The 20090-nt window shown below is 62.4% G+C and carries 16 protein-coding genes; 3 read left to right on the plus strand and 13 right to left on the minus strand.

The annotated features are described in order from the left end of the window. Positions 1 to 11 precede the first annotated feature (11 nt). The 13 genes from tssL to tssH all read right to left on the minus strand — a co-directional run bounded on the left by tssL (position 12) and on the right by tssH (position 17694). Entirely contained in the window at positions 12 to 1289 is a 1278-nt protein-coding gene (tssL, locus tag LIN44_RS14500) for a type VI secretion system protein TssL, long form (RefSeq protein WP_227312667.1), read from the minus strand. After that, on the minus strand, positions 1286 to 2629 hold the full coding sequence (gene tssK, locus LIN44_RS14505; protein ID WP_227312668.1) for a type VI secretion system baseplate subunit TssK: 1344 nt from the start codon (positions 2627 to 2629) through the stop codon (positions 1286 to 1288). Before tssK ends, tssL begins: the two co-directional genes overlap by 4 nt. A 4-nt stretch (positions 2630 to 2633) precedes the next feature. Further along, positions 2634 to 3140, minus strand: a complete 507-nt coding sequence (tssJ, locus tag LIN44_RS14510; protein ID WP_227314405.1) for a type VI secretion system lipoprotein TssJ — start codon at positions 3138 to 3140, stop codon at positions 2634 to 2636. 29 nt (positions 3141 to 3169) lie between these two features. After that, positions 3170 to 3430 (minus strand): PAAR domain-containing protein, encoded by a 261-nt coding sequence (locus tag LIN44_RS14515; RefSeq protein ID WP_227312669.1) that lies wholly within the window; start codon positions 3428 to 3430, stop codon positions 3170 to 3172. 71 nt (positions 3431 to 3501) lie between these two features. Beyond that, positions 3502 to 3924, minus strand: a complete 423-nt coding sequence (locus LIN44_RS14520; RefSeq protein WP_227312670.1) for a hypothetical protein — start codon at positions 3922 to 3924, stop codon at positions 3502 to 3504. Between the two features lie 54 nt (positions 3925 to 3978). Next, positions 3979 to 5553, minus strand: a complete 1575-nt coding sequence (locus LIN44_RS14525; protein ID WP_227312671.1) for a hypothetical protein — start codon at positions 5551 to 5553, stop codon at positions 3979 to 3981. 25 nt (positions 5554 to 5578) lie between these two features. After that, positions 5579 to 7039, minus strand: a complete 1461-nt coding sequence (locus tag LIN44_RS14530; RefSeq protein ID WP_370641654.1) for a hypothetical protein — start codon at positions 7037 to 7039, stop codon at positions 5579 to 5581. A gap of 91 nt (positions 7040 to 7130) precedes the next feature. Next, positions 7131 to 9479 (minus strand): DUF3274 domain-containing protein, encoded by a 2349-nt coding sequence (locus LIN44_RS14535; RefSeq protein WP_227312673.1) that lies wholly within the window; start codon positions 9477 to 9479, stop codon positions 7131 to 7133. 33 nt (positions 9480 to 9512) lie between these two features. Then, the gene (locus tag LIN44_RS14540) at positions 9513 to 12119 is read right to left on the minus strand and encodes a type VI secretion system Vgr family protein (RefSeq protein ID WP_227312674.1); all 2607 of its coding nucleotides are present in this window, start codon (positions 12117 to 12119) and stop codon (positions 9513 to 9515) included. A 130-nt stretch (positions 12120 to 12249) separates the two neighbouring features. Next, complete coding sequence (locus tag LIN44_RS14545) at positions 12250 to 12735, minus strand: Hcp family type VI secretion system effector (RefSeq protein WP_227312675.1); 486 nt, start codon at positions 12733 to 12735, stop codon at positions 12250 to 12252. A 128-nt stretch (positions 12736 to 12863) separates the two neighbouring features. Further along, entirely contained in the window at positions 12864 to 14357 is a 1494-nt protein-coding gene (gene tssC, locus LIN44_RS14550) for a type VI secretion system contractile sheath large subunit (RefSeq protein WP_227312676.1), read from the minus strand. Between the two features lie 49 nt (positions 14358 to 14406). Next, a complete protein-coding gene (gene tssB, locus LIN44_RS14555) occupies positions 14407 to 14940 on the minus strand; it encodes a type VI secretion system contractile sheath small subunit (protein WP_227312677.1) in 534 nt (177 codons plus the stop codon). 39 nt (positions 14941 to 14979) lie between these two features. Continuing rightward, positions 14980 to 17694: a type VI secretion system ATPase TssH gene (tssH, locus tag LIN44_RS14560; RefSeq protein WP_227312678.1), complete on the minus strand. Its 2715-nt coding sequence runs from the start codon at positions 17692 to 17694 to the stop codon at positions 14980 to 14982. A gap of 450 nt (positions 17695 to 18144) precedes the next feature. On the opposite strand from tssH, the gene LIN44_RS14565 reads away from it, so the two are divergent. The 3 genes from LIN44_RS14565 to tssE are packed head-to-tail and all read left to right on the plus strand — an operon-like array spanning position 18145 to position 20087. Then, entirely contained in the window at positions 18145 to 18747 is a 603-nt protein-coding gene (locus LIN44_RS14565; RefSeq protein ID WP_227312679.1) for a TagK domain-containing protein, read from the plus strand. Then, a complete protein-coding gene (locus LIN44_RS14570) occupies positions 18737 to 19573 on the plus strand; it encodes a type VI secretion system accessory protein TagJ (RefSeq protein WP_227312680.1) in 837 nt (278 codons plus the stop codon). Before LIN44_RS14565 ends, LIN44_RS14570 begins: the two co-directional genes overlap by 11 nt. Next, the gene (gene tssE / locus LIN44_RS14575; RefSeq protein WP_227312681.1) at positions 19566 to 20087 is read left to right on the plus strand and encodes a type VI secretion system baseplate subunit TssE; all 522 of its coding nucleotides are present in this window, start codon (positions 19566 to 19568) and stop codon (positions 20085 to 20087) included. The genes LIN44_RS14570 and tssE overlap by 8 nt, the downstream gene beginning before the upstream one ends. Positions 20088 to 20090: the final 3 nt, after the last annotated feature.

Consider the following 20090-nt stretch of genomic DNA (forward strand, 5'->3'; position numbering starts at 1 on the left):
CTTGACCCCGATTACGGCGTTACCACGATCTCCACCCGGCGATTCCTTGCCCGGGCGGCTGGTGTCTTGTTGTCGGCAAGCGGCTCGGAATCACCCTTACCAATCGCTTCAAGGCGACTCTTTGCCACGCCCTTGCTGGCCAGGTACTCGGTCACGGTCGCAGCGCGCTCTTCCGACAGCACCTGGTTCGACGGGTACCTGGCCGTCTTGATGGGAACGTTGTCGCTGTGGCCGATCACCGTCACCTTGCCGGTGACCTTGTTGATCTCCGCAGCCACCTTGTCGAGCAACGGCAGGATCCTGTCGCTGACTTCGGCGCGGCCGCCGCCGAACATGTCATCGCCGCGGAACGTTACGGCACTGCGCGCCGCATCCTCCTGGACGCTGACAACACCACGCGCGATCTCGTCCTTGAGCAACGCTGCAAGGCGCAGAGCTTTAGGCGGCTCCGGTGGTGCTGCCTTGCCGATCGCAAGAATCTGCTGCTCGAGATCGTGGGTGCGGAGCAAGAGCTGGTATTTGTACCAGGCAAACAAGCCAAAGACCGCCAATGCCAGCACCGACACCGTGCCCCATACCGGCACTGTGCGCAGCAGCCTGAGCCGCCCGGCGTCCGCGCCCCGCCAGTGCGGCGACAAGTCGCGCGGCACGCTTTCGCGCCCTCCGCTGATCAAGTGCAGGAGGCGTTGCCGGATCTCGTCGAGTTGACGATGACCGTCAGTGTGGCCGGCATATCGGCCGAGGAAGCCAAGTGACAGGACGTGGTAGATCACTTCGATCACGTCCATGTGTTCGGCGGGCGAGGCCACCAGCCTGCCAAGCAGCTGGAACACCTTCTCGCCGCCATCGTTTTCGCCGTGTAGCTGGATCAGCAAGCTATTGTTCGCCCAGCTATGGTGCCCCCAGGACATGCCGTTGGCGGCCTCATCCAGCGCCGTGCACAGGCAGTACTGTGCGGCCAGAACGTGCTCGCGCCGGAGATTGGCGCGCTCGCAGACTGACTGAAAATCCTTCGCTTCCCGCACCAGAGTTTTCTTCAGCGCGGCCGCCTGGTCCTGTCGCAGCGATGTCGGCATGTCCGCCAGTGCGCGCAACAGCGGGCGCGCTGCCGCAAGCAACGAATTGGCCTTGCGGCTGATCTCATCCACACGCTGCGCAACGGACGTGCGCGCGTCGCTCCGGCTGGTCGCCTCTGCCGCGGCGCCTGGGCTCGCGTGGTCTCCTGCCTTGGCGGGCTGCGCTGCTTGCGAGTCAAGCTGGGGATCACTCGACACAAGTGGACTGCTCATTGCCGCACTCCCCACAGTTCCATACGCAACTCAGGAAAGCTCCCCGCTACGTGCAACGCCAGCCCACCGTACTGCGCAACCTGGTCCCAGAGCGGGTGCTGCTGGGATAGTTCAAAGTAGACATGGCCAGCATTGAACGGGATCTGCCTTGGCGGCACCGGCAATGACTGCAACGGAATGCCGGGAAGATGGGACCGAATCAGTTCCGCCAGTCGCCCGGACGGCCCCACCTTGGTCTGGGCAGGAAACTGCTGCTGCAACAGATCCGCCGGAACCTGCGCGGTCACCGCGAGCACAAAGGTCGCGAATCGGCCGATCTCGCTCGGATCGAGCACCGCCAGCCGGACCCCATGCGACTGCTCCGTGATCTCAATCCGCTGCGCAGCGCGTTCCAGCACCACATTGAGCAAGAAGCGCAGATCGTCAACCAGTGGCTTCAGGCACAGATGCGGGGCATCATGCCGATAAGCCGCATGTTCGGCCGGACGACGGGTCTGTGTGCGCACGAACGTCGACAGTTCCCCGGACAATGCCGCCAAGTGCAGGTACAGCGCCTCTGGCGACGCGGCCTTTGCCTTCAGCAGGTGGGTCAGAATCGGCTCGTACCGGTTCAGCAATTGGAGGATCAGGTATTCCGATACTTCGGCAGCGTCCCCGCCCCGCATAGTGGCGGCAGACAGCCGCTCTGCCATCGCATCGGCCCTGAGATGCAGGAGGCCATGGATTTCGGTAAGCCATGTTTGCAGCAATGCACTGGCTGTGTAGGCATTGACCGGCGGAATCAGCGCGGTATCCAGCCTGGCACTACCATCTGCGCGGACTTCGGTCACTCTTGTCAACGGCAGGCCAAGCCAGGACTCGGAGAGCTCCTTCTCCGGCAACAGCCGAAGACGCAAGTCTGCCAACTGCACCAGCTTTGGTCCCTGTGCGATCGAATTCGCATCCAGCAATTCCTGCTCAAAGGCACGGTATCGCGCCAGCGAATCGGTGGCATCCTCGAAGTTCGTCTCTTCCGCATTGGGCGCGCGGATCGGCACCGCCAGACAGATGATCTGATTCAGGTGCTCGGCCTGAAGCGCAAGCGGCGCCGGCACTGCCGTGTGCGCCGGCGCGTCAAAGGGCGTGCCGTCCTGGAAGATTCCAGCGGCACTGGAGACGACCAGCTTACCTAGTGAGAGCGCTTCAGCATCGATCGAGAAATGGTGAAAGCCCCAGAAGAACGGGCTCAACGCGGCGCTACGCTTGTGCGCGTAGTGCTCCAGATAGCGCTCCTGCTGCTGAAAGAGTTGCGGGCGCAGGAACAATCCCTCGCTCCAGACGACCTTGTTGTACCAGCTCATGGATTCAATCAGGTTTGGAAATTGTGATGGTCTGCTGGTCCAACGAGACTTGCAGCTTGACCTTGCGTGCCGGAATTGCCATGCGGTACCACGCGGCGTCCGGCGCCGTCGGCAGTTGGTAGACAGATCTCCAGGTGGCCTTGCCAAGCTCCCTGTACCCGACCAGAATGCCGATGGCTTGCGTGTCCGGATTGAGCTTGCGCTCAATGTCCCGCGACTCGCCCGGCCGGAGGATGAACTCGTCTCGTGCCAGCAGATCCTGCGTCAGCAGCGTCTTGTCTGACTTCTCCAGCGAGTAGTAATCCGCATTCTCAAATGCGCTGTCGGTCTTGAGTTCGTAGATGCGAACCAGGACCGGCGAGGGCCTGCCCTTGTCGTCAGGGTTGACGGTATCTTTGGCGGTTACAGCCAGATCCAGCTTCATCTGCTCGCGCTGGGCCGGCGCCGTGGAGCATGCCGAGCCAAGGACCGATACTGCGATCAGGCCAAGCAGCGACACGGTCCTCGCCATCCTGCGCCGTATCGAGGCAACCTTGCGAGTCATGAGCCCACCCGCGCCGACACCGAGCCAATCAGAACCGCTCCGCATTCCGTCATATCACCGCTTGCCGCACCGGGCACGCCATCCACCTTGTACAGGCCCCTTACCTGCGAAATGCGGCTTATCCCATGCAAGGGACAACTGATGGCATCCCCCTGACGTGCAATGGGGCGACCGTTGACCTTGTGGTTGGGCGAGCCTGCCAACACGAAGCCACCATGCGTGTGACCATCGCCAACGACAACAATGGAATCTGCCATTGATAGCTTTGCTCCCCGGTAAACGACGTACTGACTGCAATGGGCCGGTACAACCTTCGCCGGCAGCGGACTTATTTGCATAAGGCAATCATCTTCGCGGCCGCGGTAGGACTTGCCGACTCAAAGAAGGCTTCCAGGTCGCGACTGTCCTGCGGCGGCTTGGCCAGCCGAACCAGGCCTTGGCATTCACTCTCCTTCGGAGCACTGCGCTTATCCATGCAAGCACCGACCGCCCTGGAAAAACCAGCCTCTCCCTCACTATCCACTCCGAACGCAACATATAAGTCGTGGGCAGCTGCACGCAGCGCTGGATAGGTCTGCGCGCACCCTTCGACCACGGCAATCATGGCGCCCGTCGCCGCCACTTCCTGCATCGCTGCCTGGCCTTGCAGTTCCATCAACTGCCCGGCTGTGATATCTGCCCTGGCAAGACCAGAAAGCAGGCAGGTCGTTGCAGCAAGAACAACCGCAGTACATCGAATGGGATTCATCATGAGGAGCTACTCCGTGTTAATGGCCTGTGCGGCCCTTGTGTGCGCAAATCACTGTCAACCCCCATGGGGCGTCCCGTCTGCATAGTGCGCGTCCGTCTGCTTGCCGAACCACGGGTAGTAGGCAGTTGTCCTGCCCCGCGCCCGCGGCCATTCCTTGGGCGGCTCGCGCTTGGTCCAGCCTGCCGGGGGCGCCACCAGCACCGTCCACGCATCGTTGGGATTCGCCACACTGGTCACGACTGCGCTATGCCCGGTCTGGTCCGCATACGCGACCGCATAGGCAATGTTCAGTCCCGCGCTGGCCGCGCGGGCCGGGCCCACCATATGCTCCGAGACGCTACGAAAATCCTTCAACTGGTCCAGGTCCGGCCACTGCTGATGCACCGCCGCGCGCAAGGGCGCAAGCTCCGTATTCACATTGGGCGCGCGCCGGTCAATATCGTGGTAGATGCGGTCAACCGGATGATCCTGTGGCGCCTGCGCGTGCACCGCTCGCAGCAGGCCCTGCCAAGCGCCGCCAGGCGTAGCAGCCTTCGCACCAATGCCGCCCTCGTGCTGCTGCGGGGTGTACAACGCCGCCAGCGGCGCATAGCCCCAGTCCGCGCTGGGATGGCCCAGGATCAGCAGCACCGAATTTTCGTTGGTCTGCTCGCCTTTCGGATAGTTGGGCGCGTCCATGGTGTACACCCACACCGTCTTCTTCGGATTGGCGTTAAGGTAGGCAATTGCCGCCTGGAGGTCATAGAAGCCCACCGTTTCCGCGCCCGCCATCACCGTGACGTTGGGTAGCTTTGGTTCGGAGAACGCCTCCAGATCCATTGCCTCGGCCGCGCTATAGATCTCCATGAAGAACAACCGGCGCGCCGCGCTAAGCGTGAAAGTCGGTGAACCAACCACCATATCTGAACCGTGAGCCAAGCCTCGTTGCGAGCTGCCGCGATCGCTATAGACCTTCACAAACAGATCATTCATGCGCGCCTCGGCGTGCTCCTCGTTCTCCGCCAATATTGAGGGTGCCGGCATGCCAAGCCGGGTATGTTTCGCCAATCTGTCGAGACCGTCCCTATACCGATTGGACTCTTTGATATATGTCGGCGTATTGATCCACGCCTGTGGCATTCCGGCGAATACGCGGATGTCGGCAAAGTCTGGCCGTCGTGTGCCGTTGTGGATGGAATAGAAGTAATTCGCGTTGACGGCCGTGTGATAGCTCAGGGGATAAAGCGGCTCCTTGATCAGATCTTCCAGCGCCTCCCAGTAGACGGGATTAGGATTGTCATCCTTCCAAACCGGGTTGACCCCTTGCACGAGCAGACCCGGCGCATCACCGAGCTTCAGATGCGGGCTGTCAGTATCGGACGGATTGCGATCCGCCAACCCCTGCGCCCACAGCAGGTTCCACTGGGTCGGATAGTCCTTCCACATCAGCGGATTCATCCATTGCACGCCCAACACATATGCAGCCGGTGCGTTGGGGCCGCTCGCGGGTGTTCGCGCAGCAAGTGGATACGGCGACGGATCTCGGTGATAGTTGGACATGGGCTTTCCCGATGAACAGGCCGCCAGCAGCGCCGCGACGGCGGCGCCCACCAAGACGGCAATCGCGCGCCGTACGACCACCTTGTTCATGCAAGTGACCATTGTTCTCATCCCCTCAACGCCGGTCTGTCTGCTTGCCGAACCATGGGTAGTAGGCAGTTGTCCTGCCCCGCGCCCGTGGCCATTCCTTGGGCGGCTCGCGCTTAGTCCAGCCTGCCGGGGGCGCCACCAGCACCGTCCACGCATCGTTGGGATTCGCCACACTGGTCACGACTGCGCTATGCCCGGTCTGGTCCGCATACGCGACCGCATAGGCAATGTTCAGTCCCGCGCTGGCCGCGCGGGCCGGGCCCACCATATGCTCCGAGACGCTACGAAAATCCTTCAACTGGTCCAGGTCCGGCCACTGCTGATGCACCGCCGCGCGCAAGGGCGCAAGCTCCGTATTCACATTGGGCGCGCGCCGGTCAATGTCGTGGTAGATGCGGTCGATCGGAAAGGCCTGCGGCGCCTGCGCTTGCACCGCTTGCAGCAGGCCCTGCCAAGCGCCACCAGGGGTAGCTGCCTTCGCTCCGATGCCGCCCTCGTGCTGCTGCGGGGTGTACAACGCCGCCAGCGGCGCATAGCCCCAGTCCGCGCTGGGATGGCCCAGGATCAGCAGCACCGAATTTTCGTTGGTCTGCCTGCCCTTTGGGTAATTGGGCGCGTCCATGGTGTAGACCCACACCGTCTTCTTTGGGTTAGCGTTGAGGTAGGCAATCGCCGCCCGCAAGTCATAGAAGCCCACGGCTTCCGCGCCCGCCATCACCGTGACGTTGGCTAGCTTTGGTTCGGGGAAGATCTTCAGGCTCATCGCCTCGGCCGCGCTATAGATTTCCATGACGAACAGCCGGCGCGCGGCATTTGGCGTGAAGGTGGGTAGGCCAATCACCATGTCGGAGTCATAAGGAAGTCCCCTTCTGGGCTGACCGTCATAGCCCGAATAGTCTTTCACAAAGTAGTCCGCCATACGCTCATCGGCATGCTCTTCGTTTTCCGCCAGAATCGACGGTGCCGGCATGCCCCAATCGACCTGCTCTGCCAATCGATCCCGGCCATTCATGTACCGATTGGACTCCTTGATATAGGTCGGTGTATTGATCCACGCCTGCGGCATGCCGGCGAATACACGGATGTCGGCAAAATCGGGCCGTCGCGTGTCGTTCCGGATCGAATAGAAGTAATTCGCGTTGACCGCGGTGTGGTATCCCAGCGGATAGAGCGGCTCACGGATCAGGGTATTAAGCGCTTTCCAGTACACCGGGTTGGGATTGTCGTTCTTCCAGACCGGATTGACGCCGCCGACGAGCAGCCCCGGCGCATCACCGAGTTTCAGATGCGGGCTGTCAGTATCAGACGGATTGCGATCCGCCAACCCCTGCGCCCACAGCAGGTTCCAGTGGGTCGGGTAGTCCTTCCACATCAGCGGATTCATCCATTGCACGCCCAGTACATATGCGGCTGGGGCATCGGACCCGCTCGCGGGCGCGCGCACAGCAAGTGGATACGGCGACGGATCTCGGTGGTAGGTAGACATGGGCTTTCCCGATGAACAGGCCGACAGCAGCGCCACGATGGCGACTCCTGCCATGACGATGGCAAGGCAATTGATGAGTAATGAATCTCGATTAGCGGTTTTCACCGGGCTCTCCTTGCAGGATCTGCCCGCCGAAGACCAGGTCACGCTCGCTGGGTCGTTGATGCTTGCTTGCAGAAAGTGTCTGTGAGATACGGCTGTCCGAACGCTCGTCGTCCATACCAAGCACTCCCGGAACATCCGCTCTGTAATATTTTTGGCTCTCCAGCCGATCTCCGTTGATCCGACCAGAACCGTAGTACCAACTCCATTCCTTCATTTGATCGTCTTTCGGATCACAACGCCGCCAGTCCGCCAACTGCCGCAGCCACTTCAGCTCGTTCGGCGGCATCATGCAGATGCCTACATCAACGTCATAGGCGAGCACCTTTTCGCAGTGCACCGGATTGGTCAGAATGGTCGAGTGGTTCATAGCATTCAGGTCCACCGCATACTTCAGGAAGTACTCGCGCTTTTCGGTATTGAACTCGCGGAATTCCGCAAACTCGTCCCCCGTAAGATCCCCGCCATCCCTCATCTGCTCAATGCCCGCCTCATAGGGGTCGCCAGCCTTGCGCCGGGCAAGTTGACGCACGCTGGCATTGTGTTCATAGCGCAGCGCCGCTTCGTCGCTGTAGTCCGCCGCGCCCTGCCCCGCGCTCCGGTACTTGTCGTAGACGTCGTCGCTCCTGCCTGCCGGATTGAGCGCATCGGTGTGCGACTCCGGTCCCTGGTTGAAGATTCCCTGTACTTTCCCTGCTTTCCCGCTTTGTCCGCCATCGTCAGGCGCCTGCTTGTCGGTGTGATACAGGTGAATTGCCCGCGCGGCGATGGGCTCCTTCACGGCTGGTGCATTGATCGGCACGGACCAGCCGTTCGGCGGATCGGCGTTTACGGGTACATAACTGACGTGTCCGAAGGTCGTTACCCGCAGCAGGGCGAAAGTCATTTCGTAGATGCCACCGAGCACGGTCGCGCCGAGCTTCTCTCCAACGCCGCGCTGGTCGTCCTCCCATACCCGCGTCAGGTGAAAGCGCAGTGGCAATGGCTTGCGGTACCAGAATGCATTCCCATCGCCCTGGATCGGATCGGCCTTCGACGGGTTACCCTTGTCGTAGTAGACGAAGCTGCTTGGCTTGCTGCCCACTTCGAATGGCATCTGGCCATACTTGCCCGGATTGCCCTGCGCCCACACACGCTGGAACAAGACGTCCGCGTGATGCGCGAAAGCATAGGGGCGATCGCCGCGCGCCTTGGCCGACTCCCGCATGTCGTGATCGGTGCCGGCCAGCACCTCCTTCGACAAGCCCAGCCAGCCCATGCCCTGCACGGTGCTTACTGAAATCACTTGATCGTGGGGATTGCTGTAGAGGAAGACATGCTTGCGCGTCTGACGCCCCTTGCTGTCTTCGCCTGCCGTCCATGGGACTTCGCCTTCCTTGGGCCGCCGCGTTGGTGTCATGGCGTTGACACAGTCATCACTGGCATGATCAAAGCTGGAGCTACCAACAATCTCAAAGAAGCGATCCAGCGTCTTGCGCCGCGCATAAACCGTGACGCGGCCCAGGTCAGTATCGGCGTTGTACTGCGCGAAGTTCTCAAAGAAGTTAGGCAGCACACTGTAGGGAGGATTCGCCAACACGTAGGTATCCGCCACGCCGTCGCCGGCGAAGTCATGCTTGCCAATAAATGCCGAGGCCATGCCAACCATATTGCCCTGGCTGTGACAGACCACCGTGACCGGACACACCTTGCCATAGGCTTCCTTGTGCTTGGCCCGGACTTGCGCCACCAGTGCGGCCAGGCGCCGGGCGGCATGCGCGCCGTAGTGGCGCGGTGGGCAGCCGTAGATCAGTCGGCTGGTGTCCGTGTTCATGTCCTGCGCCTGCAGCCCGGCAAACAGGTCAGTGACCGTGCCGGTGGTCCACAGATCCGGCAGAGCAGAGCATCCGTTGGCGAAGGGACCGCCGCCCCAGGCATCCTCTTCGTCAAGCAAGATGTTTGGCCCAACTGTCGCCAAGTCTTCCTTGGAAGCTTTATAGCCCCAACGGAATCGGATAACGGGGCTCTGGTCGCCATCGGCTACGAAATTCTCCGCATCAACTTCTCGGGACAAGTAGCCTTTTGGCGTCAGCTCTGGCAGATACTGCGCTGGTCGTAGCGACCCGGCATCATACGTGTCGCCTGCCTCCCCGCGCTGCTGGCGCTGATTTATGCCTTTGCACAAGCCTTCTTCGGCGCTGGCGAACCATTCGCCGTTCGAGTTCACGCCATGCACGAAGATGATGATGCCGGGCAGGGTCTTCAGGTCGAGCTTTCGGGCTCCCTTACTTGGGACGTGAATGTCGTCGGCGCTGGCAATCGGGTTGGCCCCTTGCTTGGATACGGTGGATGCACTCATTTCTGGTTCCGTGGTGATCGATGCAAACCGGGCTCAGTACAGCTTGGGCGCGAACATCTTGACGCTCACCGCCTCGATCAGATCCGAAGCCGACTGCTCGGTTGCGCCAGCGGCGTTGGTCACACCTTCCATCACACTGCCATCCGCCCTGACAATCTGGTAGGGTGCATTGGCGACCGGTCGCTCAAGCTCGCCTGCCTTCAGCAGGAACTTCCGGCCCGCGTCACCCTGGCTAAACTGCGGCAACGGTCCGCTCAGGCTGGACGGCCCGACGATGTCGAAATCCGAGGTATGCAGCAGGATCCCGCCAGGACCATGGATGTCCACCTTGCCTCCGCCAATGCGGATCCCAGCCCCGTCCGCCGTCATCAAGCTCAGGCTCTTGCCCGCATTCAGAACGATGTTGCCGTCGGTTGCGGTCACCACTACGTTGTGCCTGGCGTTCGCTTCGATGTTGGATTTCTGCGCCTGCAGAACCAGATTGCCCTGGTGCGCGATGCCTCGCAGCTCACCGCTGTGCGCGAAGAATCCGATCCCCTGCCCCGCATTGACAACGAACTGCTGCCCTGCGGTCATTTGCTGGTTCAACCGTGAAACGGCGTCGATATGCGCGCCGGCATACGTCGTCAATACCTTGGGCGTGGCCAGCACCATGCCCGCCGGCGCATAGGCACCGATCAATGGCTGACCTCCCTTACCAGGCGCGTCCTTGTGGTTGTTGGCACCAGCGTCCCACTCCCTCACGGCCCGTGCGAGTTCGGCCTGCGGATCCGTATCGGCAGCCAGCCCTTCATGGGCATGGCCATAGTCGCCCAACGACTTCGCCGCCTCCAGCGCCGCCTCCATGCAGTGAATAAGCTCGTCGCGTGACAGGTGCCCGCCCATGGCCCTTACCTGCCCTTCGGCCGTGACGAACAGTCCCTTCGCGCCGCGTATCGCACCCTGGCCATCGGTGCGCAGATCAAAGCCTTCACCGCGCCGGTCCTTGCGCCCGGCGTGGTCCGGCACCCCGGTCAGATAGCCCAGGTTCAGTTGCGATGTCTGGTGATCCGAGGACAGCTGCGCCTGGATCTGGTCCTGCGTGTCGTCCATCAACAGGTGGTTGTGGCGCCCGCCGAACAACTCCTTGCTGCGGATTCCCGACAAGGCATGCTGCCCCGGCAGCGCCCAGGGCGGCAGATTGAGCTGGTTCGGCGCCCGCCCGACAATCACCGGACAATCCGGATCGCCGTTGATGAACGCCACAATGACCTCCTGCCCGATACGCGGAATATGCATCGCGCCGAACTGGTCGCCCGACCAGCCATTGACCACCCGAATCCATGGCGACGAGTTCTCGTCGTACTTCCCGTAGCGATCCCATTCGAATTGAATGATCACGTTGCCGTGATCGTTGCACCAGATCTCCTGGTTCTTCGGGCCGGTCACTACCGCCCGCTGCACGCCGGCCACGTATGGCTTGCCGACCGTGCGCGGCGGGCGAAAGACTTCATCAGTGGGGTGCGCTTCAAACGCAACGCGGCACGAAAACTGTTGCCCGCTGCCGGATTCGCCGCCGATATCCTCCAGGTCCAGCGTCGCACCGGTCACCAGGTACTCGCGGTTCATCGCCGGGTTGCTGTGATTGCTCACCAGGTAGGTGCAGCCCGCCGCCACCCCGCGCAGCGCACCCACGCCACGTGCGCGCCGGCCGCGTGCGCGGCGCTCTTCCATACGAATCCTCGCCCGGATCTCGCCCACCGCCGGATCGACATAGTCGCCCGGGTACTCGTAGCGCTCGAGATCGGCGAAGCTGGTGTCGCGCGGCTGGCTGTTGCCGGTGGTCAGATTCGCGCGCGGCTTGCGCGGATCGTAGTCGTTCAGCGTCACCTTGCCCGTGCGCAGCCGGTTCACCGGATCGAAGCGAACCAGATGTTCCTCGTCGATCTTGAAGCCACGCGGATAGAGTGGCAGCGTGCGATAGGCCTCGCTGGGGAACGCGCGGTACGCGCCCGATTCGGCGGCCAGGATCAGCCGATGGTGTCCGCCGTCATGCTCGAAGAAGTAGGTAATTCCGTACTCTTCGGTCAGGCGCTGGATGAAGTGCGCATCGCTCTCTCCGTGCTGCACCTCCCAGGCGAGCTTCGGATACACCGAGGTGTCGAGGCGCTTCTCCACCGAGAACGGGTAGTCCGCAAGCACCTCGTCAAGAATCTCAATCACCGTCTTCTTCTGGAAGGGCTTGTAGTCCGACGTCTGCGTCGCAAGCCACAGCCAGGGACGCAACGTGAACCGGTACATGCGATTCTCCGCAACGCCGCCGACATGTTCGATGTCGGAGATAACGCCGGTGATCTCGCGATACCCAGCCCCCACCCCACCCAGCAGGCCGGTGCCCATGCCATCGAGCTGGATGGTGACGGTCATCTCGCGGCCGATCATCGCATCAGGATCTGCCTCGGCAAGATACTGTTCCGCGGCAGGCGAGACCGTACGCAGGTCTACCTTGTAGGTGAAGAGTTCGCTTAATCCCTCATGACCTGAGAGCCTCACGAACGCCAGCTGCGGCTGTCCCAACAGGTCAGGAATCGCAGAGCTGGAGACGCTGACGGTGCGATTCCGCCCAATGGCCAGGTTCTTCAGATTGTTTAGCGCACTCATGAGGTCATCTCTTTAACGGCCGCTCGGAGTCGGGCCGTTGTCATCCGCATGGATTCCGCACTCGGTCAGTGCCAGACTCCTTGGCCTCGCCAGCTTCAACACTGGTGATCGGCGAGGCCAGTCATGACAATCAGGCTTCCTTGTTGCCCTTGATGTCGTAACCCGCGGTCACCGCGCCACCGCTGCCGCCCTGGGCGTTCTGCACCACGTACTCCTGCTTCACCCTGGAGAACGACAGCGCCACCTTCTCGCGCATGCGCACTTCGTCATCCACCGAGCCCTTGGGGCTTACCTGGGTGACGATCACGTCGGTCATGGTGAGCTTCAGGTATTCGAGCGGATTGCCGCCGGCCTTGCGCACCACCAGCACGGCCTCGTTGATGTGCTTGCCGGTCAGGCAGTACTTCATCAGGTTGGGCGAGGCGCGATCGATGAAGTGCTCGAAGCACAGGTCCGACACGGTCGCCTTGCCGGCGCCGCCGCCACTGCCCGCGTGCATGGTGGACTGCTGCTCGATGCTCCAGTCCCAGGCCAGTACTTCGACTTCGTTCTTGTGCGACGAATCCTGCGACTCGCCATCGATGCCGTTGATCTTCAGGAAAATGTCCTGTGCCATTGCAAAACTCCTTCACGTTAAGACAGGTACTGCAGACAAGAGCCACAGCCAGGGCCGCGCCCCAGTCAGGTCAGGGGCGCGATACCTCGGCGTGGAACTACCGGTGCGTTTGAACGCCTGAGCGACGCTCAGGCGGCGTCCTTGACCGACGGCAGGCGCGCCACCAGACGCAGCGAGACGGTCAGGCCCTCGAGCTGGAAGTGCGGACGCAGGAAGAACTTGGCGCTGTAGTAGCCGGGGTTGCCTTCCAATTCCTCGACGACCACCTCGGCTGCCGCCAGTGGTCGGCGCGCCTTGGTCTCCTGCGACGAGTTGGCCGGGTCGGCATCGACGTAGTTCATGATCCATTCGTTGAGCCAGCGCTGCATGTCCTCGCGCTCCTTGAAGGCGCCGATCTTGTCGCGCACGATGCACTTCAGGTAATGGGCAAAGCGCGAGCAGGCGAACAGGTACGGCAGGCGTGCGGAGAGGTTGGCGTTGGCGGTCGCGTCAGCGTCGTAGTACTCGGCCGGCTTCTGCATCGACTGGGCGCCGATAAAGGCTGCGTAGTCGGTGTTCTTGCGGTGCACCAGCGAGATAAAGCCGTTCTTCGACAGTTCGGCTTCACGGCGGTCCGAGATGGCGATCTCGGTCGGGCACTTCATGTCGATGCCGCCATCGTCGGTCGGGAAGGTGTGGCACGGCAGGTTCTCGACCACGCCGCCGCTTTCGACGCCACGGATCAGCGTGCACCAGCCATAGAGCTTGAACGAGCGGTTAATGTTGACCGCCATGGCGTAGGCGGCATTGCTCCACACGTACTTGCGGTGATCCGCACCGTCGGTGTCTTCCTCGAAGTCAAATTCATCGACCGGATTGGTCTTGATGCCGTAGGGAAGGCGCGACAGGAAACGCGGCATGGCGAGGCCGACATAGCGGGCATCTTCCGAGTTGCGCAGGCTGTTCCACGGCGCGTACTCCAGGTTCTGGAATATCTTGGACAGATCGCGCGGATTGGCCAGTTCCTGCCACGAATCCATCTGCAGCACGGACGGCGAGGCGCCGGCAATGAACGGGGCGTGAGCCGCTGCCGAGATCTTGGCGAGCGAGCCAAGGAGTTCGACGTCTGGCGGCGTGTGGTCGAAGTAGTAGTCGGCTACCAGGCAGCCGTAGGGCTCGCCACCAAGCTGGCCGTACTCTTCCTCATAGACACGCTTGAAGAACGGGCTTTGGTCCCAGCCGATGCCCTTGTAGCGGCGCAGGGTTCGGCGCAGCTCTTCCTTGGACACATCCATCACGCGGATGCGCAGCTTGTCGTCGGTTTCGGTGTTTGAGACCAGGTGGTGCAGGCCGCGCCAGGCGGACTCCAGCTTCTGGAAGTCCTCATGGTGCAGGATCAGGTTGATCTGCTCGGAGAGCTTCCTGTCGATGGCGCCGATGATGGCTTCGATGCTCTTGTAGGCATCATCGCTCATGGTGAACGAGCTGGCGAGCGCCTGCTCGGCCAGGGTCCTGACGGCGAGGTCGACAGCCTCGCGGGCCTGGTCGGTCTTGGGCGAGAATTCGCGGCTGATCAGCGCGGCGAATTCCGAATGGTCAGCGCTCGCGAGCGCTTGCTGTTGGGCTTGTTGGGCGGAGGGCATGGAGTCCTTGCTTGATGAGGTCGTTCAGGTAGGCAAGCAGCCGATCCATTCAGGACTGCGGCGACTGCGGTTCGTCGTCGCCTGCCCTGGGCTTGGGCGCCTTGGCAAGCGACTGCAGCAGCGCGGGATCCTGCAGCAACTGGTTGATCAGCGATTCGGCGCCCGACTTGCCATCCATGTAGGTCTGCAGGTTGGCGAGCTGGGTGCGGGCTTCGAGCAATTGCCTGAGCGCATCGACCTTTCCGGCTACTGCCGCGGGCGAAAAATCCTCAATGCTCTCGAATGTCATGTCGACCATGAGCTGGCCATCGTCGGACAGCGTATTGGGCACGGCAAACGCCACGCGCGGCTTCATGGCCTTCATGCGCTCGTCGAAGTTGTCGATATCGATCTCAAGAAACTTGCGATCGGCAACCGGCGGCAGCGGCTCGGCTGGCGTGCCCGACAGATCGGCCAGCACGCCCATCACGAAAGGCAGCTCGATACGCTTCTCCGAGCCATAAACTTCGACGTCGTACTCGATCTGCACGCGCGGCGCACGGTTGCGCGCGATGAATTTCTGCGAACTGTTCACAACAGACATGGATCTCCCCAGCGGGTTACATGGACATGCCGGCCGGCGTCAAGCCGGGCCGGCCTCGGGACACTCCGGCACAACGGCATCGTGGCCAGCGCGGTATTCGGTGTGGTAGGCGAGCCCGGCAGGCGCGTTGTCGGCAACGCTGATCCCGATCACCCCGAGCTGGCGCTTCTCGGACAGGGCCAACAGCCACAGGCGTGCCAGTTGAGGCTGGATGACCTGTTCAATAAAGCCGATCAGCTGCCGGGCGCCGGTCTCGCCGACCGGACAGCGCGCCACGATGAACTCGACCACCGGGTCGTCGTAAGTCAGCACAATGCCGTGCTGCTGCTGCATGCGCACCACCACCCGATCGAGGTGCAGCCGCACGATGCGGCCAAGGTTGTCGGCCGCCAGCGGCAGATACGGCAGGACTACCAGCCGGCCAAGGAACGCCGCCGGAAACACCTTGCGCAGCTCGGGCATCAGCGCGTCGCGCAGCGCCGCGGGCTGCGGCATCAGCGCCGGGTCTTCACAGAGCTTCGCCAGCAGATCGGCTCCGGCATTGCTGGTGAGCAGCAAGATGGTGTTCCTGAAGTCGATATGGCGCCCCTCTCCGTCCTCCATGTAGCCCTTGTCGAAGACCTGGTAGAAGACTTCGTGGACATCGGCATGGGCCTTCTCGACCTCGTCGAGCAACACCACGCTGTAGGGCCGGCGGCGCACCGCTTCGGTCAGTACGCCCCCTTCGCCGTAGCCGACATAACCCGGCGGTGCGCCCTTGAGCGTCGAGACGGTATGTGGCTCCTGGAATTCCGACAGGTTGATGGTGATGAGGTTTTGCTCACCGCCATACAGGGCGTCGGCCAACGCCAGCGCGGTCTCGGTCTTGCCAACCCCCGACGGGCCCGCCAGCAGGAAGACCCCGACCGGCTTGTTGGGGTCAGTCAGTTGTGCACGGGCGGTCGTGACGCGCTCCCCAAGCTGGATCAGCGCGTGACCTTGCCCGATCACGCGTTCGCCAAGTGTCTGCGGCAACTGCATCAAGGTTGCCACCTCGTCCGCGACCATGCGCCCAACCGGGATACCGGTCCAGTCGGCGACGATGGCAGCGACCACGCGTTCATCCACTTCGGTGTACACAAGCGACGCATCCGCTTGCGCGGCATGAAGATGGCCCTCGAGCTCATCCAGGGATCGTCGCGCCGGGGCGGTGAGCGGCGATTCATCCGACACGAACTGCACCAGTGCGTGTCGGCGGGCGACCAGGTCGGTCGCCAGACCGCGCACCCGGTCCCAGCGCGCTTCGGCCAAAACCAGGTCGGCTTCGAGCTGATCGCGCCGAACCCGTGCGAGCTCAATCCGCGCGGCGTCCGGCCGGCCAAAGCCGGCTTCCCGGGCCAGTAGCGCGCACTCGGCGTCGGCCGCGGCGAGTTCGTGGCGCAGATGTTCGACTGCTGCCGGGGGCGCATGCAATGACAGCGCTACGCGGGCACAAGCGGTGTCGAGCAGGCTGATCGCCTTGTCGGGCAACTGCCGCGACGGGATAAAGCGATGCGATAGCCTGACGGCGGCGCGCACCGCCTCGTCGCGGATCAGTACCTGGTGATGCGCCTCGAACGTCCGGACCAGACCTCGCACCATGGCGACCGCCCTGGCTTCATCCGGTTCCATGACCTGCAGGACCTGGAAGCGGCGCGTAAGCGCCGGATCCTTTTCGATATGGCGCTTGTATTCGCTCCAGGTGGTGGCACCGATCGTGCGCAGTGCCCCACGCGCCAGCGCCGGTTTGAGCAGGTTCGCGGCATCGCCGGTGCCGGCCTGGCCACCGGCGCCAACCAGCGTGTGGACTTCATCGATGAACAGGATCACGGGCGTCGGGGATTTGGCAGCTTCCTCAAGCACGCCCTTCAACCGCGCCTCGAACTCGCCCTTCATGCTGGCGCCCGCCAGCAGCGCACCCACGTCGAGGCTCAGCAGCCTGATGTCCTTCAGGCTGGGCGGCACCTCACCCGCGGCAATGGCCTGTGCCAGCCCCTCGATGACGGCGGTCTTGCCGACACCCGCCTCTCCGGTCAGAAGCGGATTGTTCTGACGGCGGCGCAGCAGGATGTCCGTCATGGTGCGGATCTCATGCTCGCGGCCGATCACGGGATCCAGCCGGCCCGCGCGTGCCTCCTCGGTCAGGTCGCGGCAGTACCTGCCCAGGCCAGGCTTGCCGGCACCGGCTGGTGCCATCGCACCATTGGATTCACCCGGTGTGGCGGGTACCAGGCCACTGCCGTCATAGGCCGCTTCACGGCTCTCAGGCGATTGCGCGATGAGCGCCGGTGCCATTTCCACCAGGTCATCGGGCCGCAGCTTCGCGAACTGGCTTGAGATGCCCAGCACCGTACGGCGCAACTCCGGCGTTTTGAGCAGCGCAGCGAGCAGGTAGGCGCCGCGCACGCGGTCATCGGAAAAAGCAAGCGTCGCATAAACCCAGGCCCGCTCGATCGCCGACTCAAGCTGGAACGAGAAGTCGCTGATCGAGGTGGCGCCGGCTGGCAACGCCGCCAGCGCGCGGATCAGGTCGGTTTCCAGCGCGGACAGGTCGGCGCCGGCATGGCGCAGCATCCGCTGCAGGTCGCCATCCGGGGCTTGCAGCAGTTGGTGGAGCCAATGCACAAGCTCCACGTACGGGTTGCCGCGAAGCTTGCAAAAGGCCGTCGCACTTTCGATTGCCTTGAAGAGCGTGGGATTGAGCCGGCCAAATAGCGCCTGACGCGAAATATCCATTCGATACCTTTTGCCTTGCGACCCTCTTGAGAGGACTGCCATGGCACAGCGATTTCTTATCGGTTTTTCAGGATATGGCCAAAACAATACGCCGGCAAACTTCTAATCCGCGGCAAGGCCTCGCAGGCATCGACATCCGAAATTGATATAACCATTTGATTTACATAGATTATTCACTTCATCGCGCGACTATCACGATTCCCTCCCGCCGACAATGACCCAATACCATGCCTCTATGGAATATTACGAATTTTGACAATCCACCCAAGACACACATCATTTTCATCCTGCGTCCATAGGCTCACCCTTAAATCCCAGTAAATCATTTTTTAATTCTGATTTATTGAATATTTAATAGGAAGATTCCATTCGACTTATCATTTCATTACGCCGCGATTTGCGATTATCATCAGACGCTTTCGAAAACCAATAAACTCAGGTGGCTGGGCTATGAGCGACTGGCAGAACCGCACAGCAGGCATCAAAGCCGTCGTCGCCGGAGTCGGCGGCGACAGCCATGCGCCCTGGCCTTGGGATGCGCCCGGCCGGACGCAGCCGGACGCTGCCGATCCGTTCTCGCTGGTGAAGCCAGCCGGGGGCGCAGGGACCACAGCGGCGGCTGCCCCTGACCCGGCCGACGTGCTCGATCGGCTCAAACGCGAGGCCGAGGCGGCGCTATGCGATCCGAACTACGTCAGTGCACATGCCAGCTTCCATGCAACGTCGACGGCTCCGATCCCCGCACAGGGCGACCCGAAGCCACTGCAAGCGCTCGCGCGCGAAGCGAACCATGCCGATAGCCTGATGGACATGCTGGGCACGGCTGGCCGTATTGATTCCCTGATCGGCTCCCAACAATCCCTGGAAGGGCAAGAACTCTTTTCACCCCCCGCTGCGCCGGACGTGCTGTGGCTGTTCGCTGGCGACATAGCGCCCGCGCGGCGCCGCGATGTCACGGCCCCGCTTACCCGTCGCGAACACCACCTGGTCTTGATGGATAGCGCCTACCGTCCCGCGCTGGCGCAAACGCCTGATTCTGATCATGACGCTTGAATCGCGCATCCCTCGTCAGGGACCCGACACGAGGCTGTCTTCATTCCTTCGCCGAGGCGGCTCGGTCAACGGCGCGCTGGCCGAGACGGAGGCGCAGGTCCGCGAGCATCCTGGCTCTTTCGCTTTCCGTTGGCAGCTGTTCCAGTGGCTCTGCGTGGTTGGTGACTGGCCCAGGGCCCTCAAGCAAGTGCAGGTCGCCACACAGCTTGCGCCCGACTTCGCGCAAACCGCGCACGTGTACCGCGATCTGATCCGTGCGGAGGTGTTCCGTGGCGAGGTATTCGCCGGCCAGCGCACCCCCGGCTCCCTGCTGCCGGCCCCAGCGTGGGTGGCAAAGCTCCACACAGCCCTGGCGGAGAACAACACCGGCGATTGCTCAGCCGCGGACATCAGCCGCGACCTGGCCCTGTCCCAGGCGCCAGCCTCAGCCGGCGCGCATGACGGCGTGCGCTTTGCCTGGATCACCGACACTGACACACGGCTGGGACCGACCTGCGAAATCGTGACCGCTGGGCGCTACGCCTGGCCGCCCTTCGCGCAGATGCGCAAGATCGAGTTGGGAAAGACGTCCGGGTTGCTGGATCTGTTATGGCGCCCGGCCACGGTGACACTCGCCGATGGGGTGGTCAGCCATGGCTTCCTGCCGGTGCGCTACCCGAGCTCCGAGCAAGGCAGCGACGGAATCCGGCTGGCTCGCGAAACCAGCTGGGCTGAAGCGGGCGAGACCGGGGTCATCGGTATCGGCCAAAAGACCTGGATGACAGACGCGGGGGATGTCGCCATGCTGGATGTGACAACGCTCACCCTGGACGCGGAGCATGGCTGAACACCGCCCGCCGCGCCGCCCGAATTCGCAACTGCTGCCGACGTTGCTGGACCGCCTGCGCGACGACGCGCCCCAGCGCCAGACGGAAAGCGCGGACGAATACACCGTCACGCGTGCCCAGATGCGCGAGATCATCCAGCGCGATCTCACCTATCTGCTCAACACCACCAATCGCGAGGATGAAATCGATCGCAAGCGCTATCCCGCTGCAGCCGCATCGACCATCAACTACGGCGTGTCCCCGGTCGCCGGCAGTTATCTGGCCGAACACAAGTGGAACGATATCGTCACCATCGTCAGGCGTGCGATCCTGGACTTCGAACCGCGGCTCATCCCCGGCTCGCTGGAAGTGAAGCCGCTTCTGAAAGAAGATGCGCCGCAACGTTACAACACGCTGGTGTTCGAGATCAAAGGCCTGATCCATATGAACCCGTATCCGATGGCGTTCACTGCCCAAAGCTCGCTCGACCTGGAAACCAGCCGGATGAGCGTTCAATCGATCCACGCCAGCTGACAC

Source organism: Cupriavidus sp. MP-37 (genome assembly GCF_020618415.1).
Lineage (GTDB): Bacteria > Pseudomonadota > Gammaproteobacteria > Burkholderiales > Burkholderiaceae > Cupriavidus.

What these genes read in the sequence shown, in the direction of transcription:
- tssE (WP_227312681.1), top strand. Translation starts at nt 19,566, where the DNA reads ATGGCTGAACACCGCCCGCCGCGCCGCCCGAATTCGCAACTGCTGCCG.
- LIN44_RS14545 (WP_227312675.1), bottom strand. Translation starts at nt 12,735, where the DNA reads ATGGCACAGGACATTTTCCTGAAGATCAACGGCATCGATGGCGAGTCG.
- tssB (WP_227312677.1), bottom strand. Translation starts at nt 14,940, where the DNA reads ATGTCTGTTGTGAACAGTTCGCAGAAATTCATCGCGCGCAACCGTGCG.
- tssC (WP_227312676.1), bottom strand. Translation starts at nt 14,357, where the DNA reads ATGCCCTCCGCCCAACAAGCCCAACAGCAAGCGCTCGCGAGCGCTGAC.
- LIN44_RS14525 (WP_227312671.1), bottom strand. Translation starts at nt 5,553, where the DNA reads ATGAACAAGGTGGTCGTACGGCGCGCGATTGCCGTCTTGGTGGGCGCC.
- LIN44_RS14530 (WP_370641654.1), bottom strand. Translation starts at nt 7,039, where the DNA reads ATGTCTACCTACCACCGAGATCCGTCGCCGTATCCACTTGCTGTGCGC.
- LIN44_RS14540 (WP_227312674.1), bottom strand. Translation starts at nt 12,119, where the DNA reads ATGAGTGCGCTAAACAATCTGAAGAACCTGGCCATTGGGCGGAATCGC.
- LIN44_RS14520 (WP_227312670.1), bottom strand. Translation starts at nt 3,924, where the DNA reads ATGATGAATCCCATTCGATGTACTGCGGTTGTTCTTGCTGCAACGACC.
- tssK (WP_227312668.1), bottom strand. Translation starts at nt 2,629, where the DNA reads ATGAGCTGGTACAACAAGGTCGTCTGGAGCGAGGGATTGTTCCTGCGC.
- LIN44_RS14570 (WP_227312680.1), top strand. Translation starts at nt 18,737, where the DNA reads ATGACGCTTGAATCGCGCATCCCTCGTCAGGGACCCGACACGAGGCTG.
- LIN44_RS14515 (WP_227312669.1), bottom strand. Translation starts at nt 3,430, where the DNA reads ATGGCAGATTCCATTGTTGTCGTTGGCGATGGTCACACGCATGGTGGC.
- tssH (WP_227312678.1), bottom strand. Translation starts at nt 17,694, where the DNA reads ATGGATATTTCGCGTCAGGCGCTATTTGGCCGGCTCAATCCCACGCTC.
- tssJ (WP_227314405.1), bottom strand. Translation starts at nt 3,140, where the DNA reads ATGGCGAGGACCGTGTCGCTGCTTGGCCTGATCGCAGTATCGGTCCTT.
- LIN44_RS14565 (WP_227312679.1), top strand. Translation starts at nt 18,145, where the DNA reads ATGAGCGACTGGCAGAACCGCACAGCAGGCATCAAAGCCGTCGTCGCC.
- tssL (WP_227312667.1), bottom strand. Translation starts at nt 1,289, where the DNA reads ATGAGCAGTCCACTTGTGTCGAGTGATCCCCAGCTTGACTCGCAAGCA.
- LIN44_RS14535 (WP_227312673.1), bottom strand. Translation starts at nt 9,479, where the DNA reads ATGAGTGCATCCACCGTATCCAAGCAAGGGGCCAACCCGATTGCCAGC.